The sequence below is a fragment of the Streptomyces sp. NPDC001880 genome (genome assembly GCF_053594575.1).
The window spans coordinates 1-11695 of sequence record NZ_JBSFET010000131.1 but is presented as its reverse complement, the minus strand read 5'-3'; the positions used below and the strand labels follow the sequence as shown (position 1 = coordinate 11695).

Sequence of the window (11695 nt, the reverse complement as noted above, 5' to 3'; positions counted from 1 at the left end):
ATTCCGGTATCCCGCAACGGCAAGGCCGACCGGGCCGCCCTGCTTCGGATGACCGGTGCCGAGCTCGCCGCGAGCAAGCACGAGGAGGCGTCCACACCGGTCCAGCAGGCGCTGGTGGAGATCTGGAAGTCGCTGCTGCCGGTCGAGCGACTCGGTGTCACAGACGACTTCTTCGCCATCGGCGGCCACTCCCTGCTGGCCCTGCAGCTCGCCAGCCGCATCAACCAACGCTTCGGGACAAACCTCCAGGCCGCGACCCTCTTCACCCACCGCACCATCACCGCACAGGCCGAACTCCTGCGACAGCCCGCCGACGGCATCCGGGCGACCGCCGTGGAACCGGTGGCCCGTGGTGAGCGCCACGTCCTGTCCTACGCGCAGGAACGCATGTGGTTCCTGCACATGCTCGACCCGGACAGCACGGCCTACCACATCCGCACGCTCGCCTCCTTCCACGGCCCGCTCGACGCCGAGGCGCTCCGCGCGGCGCTGGCCGACCTCGTCGATCGCCACGAACTCCTGCGCGTCACCTACGACACCGCCGATGGCGAGCCGTACCAGCGGCTGCATACCGGCCTGCCCCTGGCCTGCGACCTGGTCGACCTTTCGGGACTCGACCGGGACGAGGCCGAGGAGGCAGTGGCACACGTGGTCCGCGCGGACGACACCCGCCCGTTCCGGCTCCGCGAGGAGTCACCCGTACGCTTCACGCTGCTCAAGCTGGGCGACACCGAGCACCGCTTGCTCACCACCCTCCATCACATCGCCGGCGACGGCTGGTCGGTCCGGCTCCTGATGCGCGAGCTGTCGGCTCTCTACGCCCGCCGCGCGGGCGGGGCCGCCGAAGCGCTGCCCGAGCTGCCCGTCCAGTACATCGACTACGCGGCCGCCGTGCGCGACCCGGCCCACCAGGAGGCCGTCGACGGAGATCTGCAGTACTGGGTGGAGCGGCTGGCCGACGGCCCGACGCTCGAACTGGCCAGAGACCTCCCAGCCCCGGACTCCGGCCGCGGCAGCGGCCGTGTCGGGCTGACTCTGTCCTCCGCACACGCCCGCGCCCTGCGCGACCTCGCGGAACGTACATCCGCGACACCGTTCGAGATCACCATGTCGGCCCTCAACCTGCTGCTGTCCCGCCTCGGCGACCAGCAGGACGTGGTGGTCGGCTACCCGGTGGCAAACCGGAAGAGCATCGAACTCGAAGGAATCGTCGGGCTCTTCCTCAACACCCTGGTGCTTCGCACCGACCTCTCCGGCGACCCGGCCTTCACCGACCTGCTGGACCGGGTCCGCACCGGCATCCACGAGGCCTACGCTCACCAGTCCGCCCCGTTCGAGCTGCTCGTGGAGCGGCTCAACCCGGTGCGCCGACTGGACCGCACACCGGTCTTCGATGTACTGCTCAATTACATGGGCAGCCTCCGCGAGGAAGCCGAGATCGAGGGACTGGCAGTCGATTTCGACGACCAGCTCTTCGAGCCCGAGGCCAAGTTCCCGCTCACCTTCTATGTATGGGACGAGGACGCGGACCAGGGTGCGGGCGCCGGAGTCGGCCAGGGCCTGCACATCGAGCTGGTCTACCGGCCCGATCTGTTCTCGCCCGCCCGCGCCGAGGCCATACTGGGCCAGTTCGGCGGCCTGCTGGAACAGGTTGCCGACTCCGCCGAGTGGCCGTTGAGCGCGTACTCTCTCGCCCTGCCCGGCCCCGCCGACGCCCGGCACCGGTTGGAGCAGCCCCTCGATGCGCCTGCGCAGCAGCCGGTCACCGAGCTGATCGCGGCGCGCGCTGCGGTTGCCCCCGACCGGACCGCGGTCGCCCAGGGCGCCCGGACCCTGTCGTACGGGGAACTGGTACGCCGATCCGAGCCCGTTGCACGGCAGTTGGTCGCCCAGGGCTGCGAGCCGGGCCAGGTCGTCGCCGTGACCGGACCGCGCGGCATCGGGTTCTGCGTGGCCATGCTGGGCGTCCTGCGCAGTGGCGCCGTGTTCTTCCCGCTCGACGCGGCCCTGCCGGAAGGGCGTCGCAAGCACCTCCTGAGCGTCGGCCGCCCGACTTTGTGCGTGCATACGGAAAGCCGGATTCCGGACACGGACATGCTTTTGGCAGAAGCCGCGCCGCAGGCCCCTGCCGGGGTGCCGACGCTCGTCATCGACGCCCACACCGGGCTCATGGCGGCGGCATCCCCGGCAGTCGGCGCCCTGCCGCCCGTGGCACCGGACGCACCCGCGTACCTCTTCTTCACCTCCGGCACCACGGGCACCCCGCGAGGAGTGCTCGGCCGGCACGCGTCGCTCAGCCACTTCCTGAGCTGGCAGCGCAGCACCTTCGGCATCGGCCCGGAGGACCGCTGTGCGCAACTGACCGGCGCCTCCTTCGACGTGATGCTGCGGGACACGCTGCTCGCCCTGGTCTCGGGCGGGACGACGGTGATGCCCGAACCCACGGACGTGCTCGGCGGCAAAGCGGTCTTCACCTGGCTGAAGCGCGAGCGGATCAGCGTCCTGCACGCGGTACCGACCGTGCTTCAGACCTGGCTGCTCGACGCCCCCGCCCTCCGGCTGCCGCAGCTGCGGCTGACCTTCCTGGCCGGCGAACCCCTGAAGGCCGCACTGGTGGAGCGGTTTCGGTGCGCCTTCCCCGACATCGGCGAGATCGTCAACCTGTACGGGCCCACCGAGACCACGATGGCGAAGTTCGCCTACCGGATCCCGGCAACCGGGCCCCTGCCGCCGGTCCTGCCGGTCGGCTCCCCGTTGCCGGACAGCCAGGGCATCGTGATGCGCGACGGCGTGGTGTGTGGCGTCGGTGAGCCCGGCGAGATCATCATCCGGACCCCGTTCCGCACACTCGGCTTCCTCGACGACCCCGAGGCGGATGCTGCGGCCTTCGTGCACAACCCGCTGCGCGCCGACGCGGACGACCTGCTGTACCGCACCGGTGACATCGGCCGGACGCGTCCCGACGGGCTGCTCGAGGTCCTGGGCCGCGCCGACCACCAGATCAAGATCAGCGGCGTGCGGATCCACCCGTCCGAGATCGAGCACGCGACGGTGAGCCACCCGCAGGTGTCCGCCTGCGTGGTCGTGGCCCACAAGACGCCGCAGGACGAGTACCACCTGGTGGCCTACGTGGTGCCGGACTCCTCCGCGGAGCCCGACGGGTTCCCGGGACGGCTCCGCCGCCACCTCACCGGGAAGCTGCCACAACCGATGGTGCCCGCCGAGTTCATCGTGCTCGACCGGATCCCCACCAATCCGAACGGCAAGCCGGACCGCGCTGCCCTGCCGGCGCCCCGCTTCCTCGACTCCACCGAAGCGCCGGCCGAAGCCCCGTTCACTGAGACCGAGTTGCGGATCCGCGATGCCTGGGAGACGGCCCTGGGCCGCCAGGTGACTGGAGTCGACCAGGACTTCTTCGAGCTCGGCGGCACCTCCCTGAAACTGCTCCGGCTCTACTCCCTGCTGGAGGAGAGCTACCCCGGTGCCCTCCGGGTCGCGCAGCTGTTCACTCACTCCACCATCGCCCTTCAGGCCCGGCTGGCCGAGCCGGCGCGCGTCGACGCGGACCCCACCCACTTCGAAGACGAGGTTTCCGAGCATGACTTCTGACGAGACCACCCCGGCCGCCGGGGCTCGCGACATCGCCGTCATCGGCGTGGCCGTACGCCTGCCCGAGGCCGACGACACCCGACAGTTCCTGGAGAACCTCCGCCACGGCCGCGACAGCGTCCGCCGATACTCGGCGGAGCGGCGCGCCCGCACGTCGATGCCCGCCGACACGGACTTCCAGCTCAACGGCTACGTCGAGGACATCGACTCCTTCGACCATGCCTTCTTCGGCATCACCAGGGGCGAGGCGCAGCTCATGGCCCCCGAGCACCGGCTGCTCCTGCAGACCGCCTACCAGGCGGTGGAGAACGCAGGCCACGACCCGGCCTCCCTCAAGGGCCGCAGGGTCTCGGTGTACGTCGGCGACACCCGGATCGCGTACCACCGGCTGGCCCGCACCATCGAACCGCCGATGGTGATGGGTGTGCACCTGTCCGCCATAGCCGGCCGGATCTCCCGCTTCCTCGGGCTCACCGGACCCGCGGCCATGGTCGACTCCTCCTGCTCCTCCGGCCTGATGGCGACACACCAGGCCGTCAACGACCTGCTGCTCGACGAAGCCGAACTCGCCCTGGTCGGCGGGGTGAACCTGAACCTGTTCGGCGAGCCCAGAAACGAGGACAACGGACTGGACCTCGGCATCCGGTCCGCAGACGGCAAGACCCGGGCCTTCTCGGCCGACGCGGACGGGACCGGGTCCGGCGAGGCAGTCGTCACCGTCGTTCTCAAGCGGCTGTACGCCGCACTGCGCGACGGGGATCCGGTGCACGCCGTCATCAAGGGCATCGCGGCCAACAACGTCGCCGACCGATCCAGTTCGCTGACCGCTCCCGACAGCGCCGCACAGGCCGAGGTGATCGAACGCGCCTGGCGCAAGGCGGCGGTCGACCCGGCCACCATCTCGTACATCGAGGCCCACGGAACAGCCACCCGCCTCGGCGATCCGATCGAGATCGAGGCCCTCGACCTGGCCTTCGACCGGATCACGGGCAGGAAGGCACCCGTCGCCCTGTCTACGGTGAAGAGCAACATCGGCCACACCTGGAGCGCTTCGGGCCTCGTCGGCCTGGTGAAGGCGATCCTGGCACTGCGCCACCGGCAGCTCTTCCCCAGCGTGCACGCCCAGACCCTCAGCCCGCTCATCGACTTCACGAAGTCGGCCGTCACCGTCACCCGCGAGCTCACGCCGTGGGAGCCCGAGGCCGGGGTGCGCCGGGCCGGCGTCAGCTCCTTCGGCATCATGGGCACCTGCGTGCACGCGGTCCTGGAGGAGGCGCCGAGCCGGACCGCCGACGACGATCCGTCGGCCGTACCGGCGGACGGACACTGGATCCCGGTCTCTGCCAAGACGGCCACCGCCCTCGCCGCCAACGTCGCCGCCCTGCACGCCTGGCTGGACGGCGAACAGCAGCCGCGGCTCGCCGATGTCCGCCGCACCCTGGTGGAGGGCCGCGAACACCACCCGTACCGTCATGCGGTGACCGTGCACGACACGGACGAGCTGGTCCGGGCTCTGGCCGAGGCGCCCGGCACCGAGCCGGCCCCGGCGCCGGTGACCGTGCTGCTCGTGTCCGGCCGCTGTCCGGCCACGCCCGAACTCACCGCCGCGTTCCGTACCGCGCATCCGCAGTTCGACGCCCGGTACGCGCAGTGCGAGACCGCCGCCGAGACACAGGACGTCCCGCTGGACGAACAGTTCGCGTTCCAGTACGCCCTGCACGGGCTGCTGCGCGAAATCGGCCTGGGCTTCCGCCACATGGTGGGCGAGGGCGCAGGCAAGCATGTGATCGACGCCGCTGCCGGGCGTCTCCCGCTCGCCGATGCGATGGGGCGGGCTCGCGCCGCCCGGTCAGGGCAGACCGGGCAGCCCGTCGACCTGGATGCCCGGGTGGACCGTCTGCTGAGCAAGTTCGGCGGCGAGCAGCCGGTGCTCTTCGTCGAGGTCGGCCCGCTCTCCACCGTCTCCCGCGCGCTCGCCGAACGCGGCGGCGCCGACTACCACGTGGTCACCGTGACCGAGGGGCCCGCCACCCTGCTGCGCGACCTGTACACGGCCGGCGCCGACTGGCAGTGGGCGGCGACGGCGGGCGACGGCCTGCGGACGGAACTGCCCTCGTACCAGTTCGACCGCGTCCGCTGCTGGTTGGACGACGCGAGCGTCGTCCCGTACGAGGAGGTCCCGGCCGCTGCCGACGACACGGCGGAGCCCGCGCGGCAGGCCGCTGCGCGTGCAGAGCTGCTCGCGGGCATGACCCGGATCTGGCAGGAGGTCCTCGGCAGCGACGACGTCTCCCCCACGGACTCCTTCTTCGACCTGGGCGGCGACTCCATCAGCGCCATTCAGGTCGTCAACCGGGTGCGGACGCTCCTCGGCATCGAGGTCGATGTCCTCACCGTCTTCGAATACGAGACCCCCGAAGCCCTGACCGGGCATCTGGAGGAACTGCCGGCGGAGCAGGCGGGTACGGCCACCGCCGCGGCGCAGTCCCCCGCCCGCGCCGCCGAAGAACAGGCAGCGGAGCCGGCCGCCGAGGCACCGCAGGCTCCACAGCCCGCGGTGCCGGTCGCGGGCGAGCCGTTCGCCGCCTCCCCCGCCCAGCTGAACGTCTGGCTGGCCTCCCAGTTCGAGGGCGGCTCCGTCGCCTTCAACCTGACCCGCAGCTTCGAACTCCGCGGCACCGTCGACACCGCGGCACTGCAGTCGGCGGTGGACGCCCTGCTGGCCCGCCACGAGGGCCTGCGCACCTCGTTCGGGCTGGACGGCGAGCAGCTGCTCCAACGTGTCACCCCGCACACCGCGGGGGCCGTCACCGCCGAGCTGCGCACGGCACCGACCCGGTTTCCCGAGCGGCCCGAAGCCATCTCCCTGATCAGGGAGTTCGCCGCCCGGTCCTTCGACCTGGAGCACGGACCGCTGCTGCGCGTCCAGCTCACCGGCTTCGAGGACGAGTGCCACCTGCTCACGCTGAGCACCCACCACATTGTTGCCGACGGGTGGTCGCTGAGCCTGCTCGTCCGTGACCTGTGGGCTCTGTACGCCGCCGCCGTCGAGGACCGGCCGGCCTCCTTGCCGCCTGTCACCGGCGTCTACCGGGAGCACCATGTCCAGGAGGCCGAGCGCACCCGCGAGCGCCGGGGGCGGGATGCCGCGTACTGGCTGGACACCTTCGCGGCCGCACCCGCGCCGCTGTCCCTGCCCACCACGGGCGGGCCGGCCGAGAGCCGTGAGTTCTCCGGTGCCTACCGCGACTATGCCCTGCCTGCACACCTGTGGCAGCGGTTGAAGTCCTTCACCCGGTCCCGGAAGGGCACCACCTTCACCACTGTCGTCAGTGCCTTCTCCGCAGTGCTGTCCCGCTGGAGCGAGGGCGGCGAGATGGTGATCGGCACCTCCCTGGCCGGCCGTGGCAAGCAGTCTCTGGAAGAACTCGTCGGGATGCTGGTGCGGACCGTGCCGCTCCGCCTGAGCGTGGACGCGGAAGCCGATTTCGGCAACCTGTTCGAGCACGTGCGCACGACCGTCAACGACGCGCTGAACCACGGCGACTACCCGTACGAGGAACTCGTCCGGGAACTCCAGCGGCGCGGTATCTCGCAGAAGCCGGACCTCTTCGACGTGCTGATCGAGTTCCAGCAGTTCACCGGCGCCGGGCAGCGGCCCGACGGACAGCCGGACACCGCCGGGGTGTCCGTGACCCCGGTCGAGGTGACCCTCGAAACCAGTGTCTTCCCGCTCAACATCATGCTCGCGGAGCAGAAAGAGACGCTCCAGGCGGCCATCCGCTTCGACACCGGCCTGTTCGCCCCCTCCGTCATCGACGGGATCTGGGCGGCCTTCGAGACGCTGCTGGAGTCCGCCCTGACCGATCCGGGCACCCCGCTGCAGAAGCTACCGCTGCTCTCCGCCGATGAGGAGCTGCGCGTGCGCACCCTCGGCCACCGGGAGCTGGAGTTCGACCACACCTTCCAGATCCACCGGGCCATCGAGCAGCACGCCATGGCCCTGCCCGACCGGCTTGCCCTCTCCTCCGCCACCGACCCCTCGGACCGGCGTACCTTCGCCCAGCTCAACACGCGGGCGAATCAGCTCGCCCGGTACTTCGCCGAGGACATGGAGGTGCGCCCCGGCGAGGTAGTGGCCCTGGTCATGGACCGCTCGGTGCTGATGGTCGAGTCGATCCTCGCGCTGTGGAAGTGCGGCGCCGCGTACATGCCGGTCGACCCCGGCTACCCCGCCGCCTTCGTCCGGTCCATGCTGGACTCCTCCGGTGTCCGCGTGGTCGCCCTGGACCCGCGGCAGGTGCCCGACGCGATACGCGTCGAACTCCCCGCCCACTGCCGGTCCGTCGAGCTCACCGAGGCCATCGGCCGCCACCACGCCGGCACCGATCCCGGGATGCCCGTGGACGTGTCCGGCCTCGCGTACGTCATCTACACCTCCGGCTCGACCGGAGTGCCCAAGGGCGTCATGGTGGAGCACCTCGGCATGCTCAACCACCTCCACGCCAAGATCGCCGACCTCGGCCTCACCGAGGACAGCGTGATCGTGCAGAACGCCTCCAACAGCTTCGACATCTCGCTGTGGCAGATGTTCGCCGCGCCGTTCCTCGGCGGCCGCACCGTCGTCGTCGCCGAGTCGCTCCAACTCGACCCGGTCCGCTTCGCCGACAGTGTGGAGGCGGAAGGCGTCACGGTCCTGGAGGTCGTGCCCTCCTACCTGGAAGCAATGCTCGACGCGTGGGAGCGCGCGGGGCGGGAGATCGCCCTGGAGAAGCTCGAGTACCTCATGGTCACCGGCGAGGCTTGCCTGCCCCGCCAGGTCAACCGCTGGCTGCGGGCCCACCCGCGGATTCTCGTGGTCAACGCGTACGGCCCGACCGAGGCCTCCGACGACGTCACCCACCACATCATGGCGCAGCACGTGGACAGCGAGATCGTGCCGCTGGGCCGGCCGATCCCCAACACCCTGATCTACGTGCTGGACGAGCACCTCCGGCCGGTGCCCCAGGGCGCCCGCGGCGAGATCTACGTCTCCGGAATCTGCGTGAGCCGCGGCTACCTGAACGCGCCCGAGCAGACCGCTCGCGCCTTCATGGCCGACCCGTTCCGTCCCGAGCAGCGCATGTACAAGACGGGTGACAACGGCCGCTGGACCGAGGACGGCCTCCTGGAGTACCTGGGCCGGACCGACAGCCAGGTCAAGGTGCGCGGATTCCGCGTCGACCTCGGCGAGATCGAGCGCCGGGTGGACGAGGCCCCCGGGGTGAAGCAGGCCTCAGTGGTCGTCAAGAACCGTGGCGGAAGCGGCCGGGACAACGAGCTGTACGCCTACCTGGTCCTGGAGCCCGGCGGCACGGTATCCGCCTGCCGCGACCACGCGCTGCGCGAACTGCCGCACCACATGGTGCCGAGCGAGTTCGTCGTCCTGGAGCGGCTACCGCTGACCTCCAACGGCAAGGTGGACCGCAAGTCGCTGGCCACCCTCGAGGCCACGAGGACCTCTTCGGCGGCGGTTGGCCCGCGAACCGATACGGAACGGGCCCTGGCAGGCATCTGGGCCGAGGTACTCGGACTGGACACCGTCGGCGTCACGGACCGCTTCTTCGACGTGGGCGGCAACTCACTGCGCGCCATCCAGGTACTGGCCCGCGTCCGTGAACGGCTCGGCGCCGGCCTCGGCCTGGAGCAGATCTTCGCGCACCCCACCGTGGCGGGGCTGGCGCAGCAGGTGTCGGGCATCGCCGGCACGGACGAGACCGACACCATCCCCAGTCTGGGCGGCGCCGGCACCTACGCCACTGCCGCCTCCCAGCGGCTGCTCCTGGACGTCGAGGACGCGTACGCACCCGCCCAGCGTGCCGCGTTCAACCGCAACGACCTCCTCGAACTGCGCGGCCCGGTGGACCCTGAGCTGCTGGAGCGCGCGTTCGTGCTGCTCGCCGAGCGCCACGAGACCCTGCGCACCACCTTCGACGCACGCGTCGAACCACCGGTGCAGACGGTGCACGCACCGGGTGCGCTCGCCCCGCTGTTCCGGACACACGACCTCGGCACCCACTCCGACCCGCAGGTCGGCCTGCAAGCGTTCGTGGAGCAGCGCATCCGGGATCCGTTCGACGTCACCAAGCAGCCGCTGGTCCGGGCCGACCTGTTCCGCACCGGCGAGGACAGCCACGCACTGCTCACCTCGATGCACCAGCTGGTCTCGGACGGGACCTCGGCCCTCGTGCTGCACCGGGAATGGCAAGAGCTGTACGACGCGCTGGTCGCGGGCCGGGCGGCCGAGCTGCCCGCGTTGTCCGTCCAGTACAAGGACGTGGCGGCCTGGCGCAACGGTCGGCTCGACGGAGAATTCCAGGAACGGCACCGTGAGTTCTGGAAGCGGGAACTGGACGGCGCCTCCTCGCGGGTGCCGCTGGCCACCGACTTCCCCCGACCGTCCGTGAGCGCGCTGGCGGGCACCCGCCTGCGACTCACGGCACCCGCCGGACTCACGCGGCGGTTCGCCGAGCTGGCCAGCGGGCTCGGCGTGACGGAGTTCGTGGTGGCGCGCGCGGCGGTCGGCCTCCTGCTGGCAGCCGAGACCGGGCAGTCCGACCTCACCATGGGCACCTACGCCCAGGGCCGCGGACGGCTGGAGCTGGAGGGCCAGATCGGCTTCCACCTCAACACCGTCCCGCTGCGATTCCGGATCCGGTCCGGGGAGGACGTGCACGATCTGCTCTCGCGGACCCAGCACGAGGTGCTGCGCGCCTTCCGGCACGAGGCCTACCCGTACGGCTGGACCATGCGGGATCTCGGCTGGGAGCGTGGCACGGACCGCAGCCCGCTGTTCGACGTCATGGTGGCGATGGACCGGCTGGACGACGAGCGGGCGCGGCGCAGCGGCAGCGTCTCGTTCGAGGTGCGCGAGCTGCCTCGACGCTCGAAGGAGGCCGACCTCCAGTTCGTCTTCCTGCGCTCCGTCCGGGACTTGGAGCTCGCCCTGACCTACAACAGCGAGGTCTTCGGCGCCGAACGAGCCCAGGACCTGCTGGAGAAACTCTGCTCTATTCTCGACGCCATGATCGAGAATCGGCCGGTGGCCCGGATTCTGGGACGCGAGGGAGCTGCGAATGAGTGACCACGACCTGCTGGCGGGACTCGACAGGGAGCGCCGGGCCGCTGGGCACAGCACCGGGCGGGGAGGTGTCGTCCGGGAACACGCGGCGGACGGCTCCGAGCGCCGGATCCTGTACGCGCACTGCGCCCCCGAGGAGCTCGACGAGGTCATCGGGGAGGAGATCGGCCTCGCGCGCGGACAGGCGTACGCCCTGGAGTGGAAGGTCTACGGCCACGACACTCCCACGGACATCGGCGAGCGGCTCATCGCCGCGGGCTTCGAGCCCGACGACCGGGAGAACGTGCTGGCGCTGCCACTCGACGAGGCCGCCCTGGCGGCCTTCGATCCGGCGGGCCGGGACATCCGACGCGTCGTGGACGAGCAGGGCCTCGACGACTATGCGGAGATCGCCGCCGCGCTCGGCAGGCGCGACGCGCAGCAGGAGAAACAGCGACTGGCCGGCGAACTACGGAATGCGCCGGAGGCAATGAGCATCCACATCGCTTACGTGAGCGGCTCACCGGCGGCCTGCGGCCGGGTGTACTTCCGGCCGGGCGGCCCCTACGCCGAGCTGGCGGGCGGCCGCACCCGGCCGGAGTACCGCAGGCAGGGCCTGTTCACCGCGCTGGTCGGCAGCAGGCTGCGGGAGGCGCGGGAGCGAGGGCGGACACACGCCTTCGTCGACGCCCTGCCGACCTCGGAACCCACACTGCGCAAGCGCGGGTTCGGGCTTGTGACCTGGACCCGGCCATTCATCTACGACCCCGGTGCGTGAGAGCCTGTCGGGTGACACACAGTCACACCAACGACAGCCAGTCTTGATGGTCACCCCAGATGCGGTTGCAGCACTAAGGGCTTGCAGAGAATCAAGGTGTTGCTTCCCGCGCTGAAGCTCGTTGGTGTGGTATGCGCATCCCGAACGAGAATCGTGACCACCTCGCTGTGAAGTTTGATGTGTTGTTCCCGCATCTGGACGAGCGGCAG

General features: G+C 70.6%; 3 protein-coding genes. All 3 read left to right on the top strand.

What is annotated here, in order from left to right:
* Positions 1-3609 (top strand): amino acid adenylation domain-containing protein (locus tag ACWCQ6_RS33375; protein ID WP_451095667.1); only part of this gene is annotated, 3609 nt, incomplete at its 5' end.
* On the top strand, positions 3599-10732 hold the full coding sequence (locus tag ACWCQ6_RS33370) for an amino acid adenylation domain-containing protein (protein ID WP_451095665.1): 7134 nt from the start codon (positions 3599-3601) through the stop codon (positions 10730-10732). The genes ACWCQ6_RS33375 and ACWCQ6_RS33370, both read left to right, overlap by 11 nt.
* Positions 10725-11486 carry a GNAT family N-acetyltransferase gene (locus ACWCQ6_RS33365; protein ID WP_451095663.1) on the top strand — a complete coding sequence of 254 codons (762 nt, stop codon included), beginning with the start codon at positions 10725-10727 and terminating at the stop codon, positions 11484-11486. The genes ACWCQ6_RS33370 and ACWCQ6_RS33365 overlap by 8 nt, the downstream gene beginning before the upstream one ends.
* The last annotated feature ends 209 nt before the right edge of the window (positions 11487-11695 follow it).

Coding starts and splice junctions, on each gene's coding strand:
- ACWCQ6_RS33370 (WP_451095665.1), top strand. CDS start 3,599: ATGACTTCTGACGAGACCACCCCGGCCGCCGGGGCTCGCGACATCGCC.
- ACWCQ6_RS33365 (WP_451095663.1), top strand. CDS start 10,725: ATGAGTGACCACGACCTGCTGGCGGGACTCGACAGGGAGCGCCGGGCC.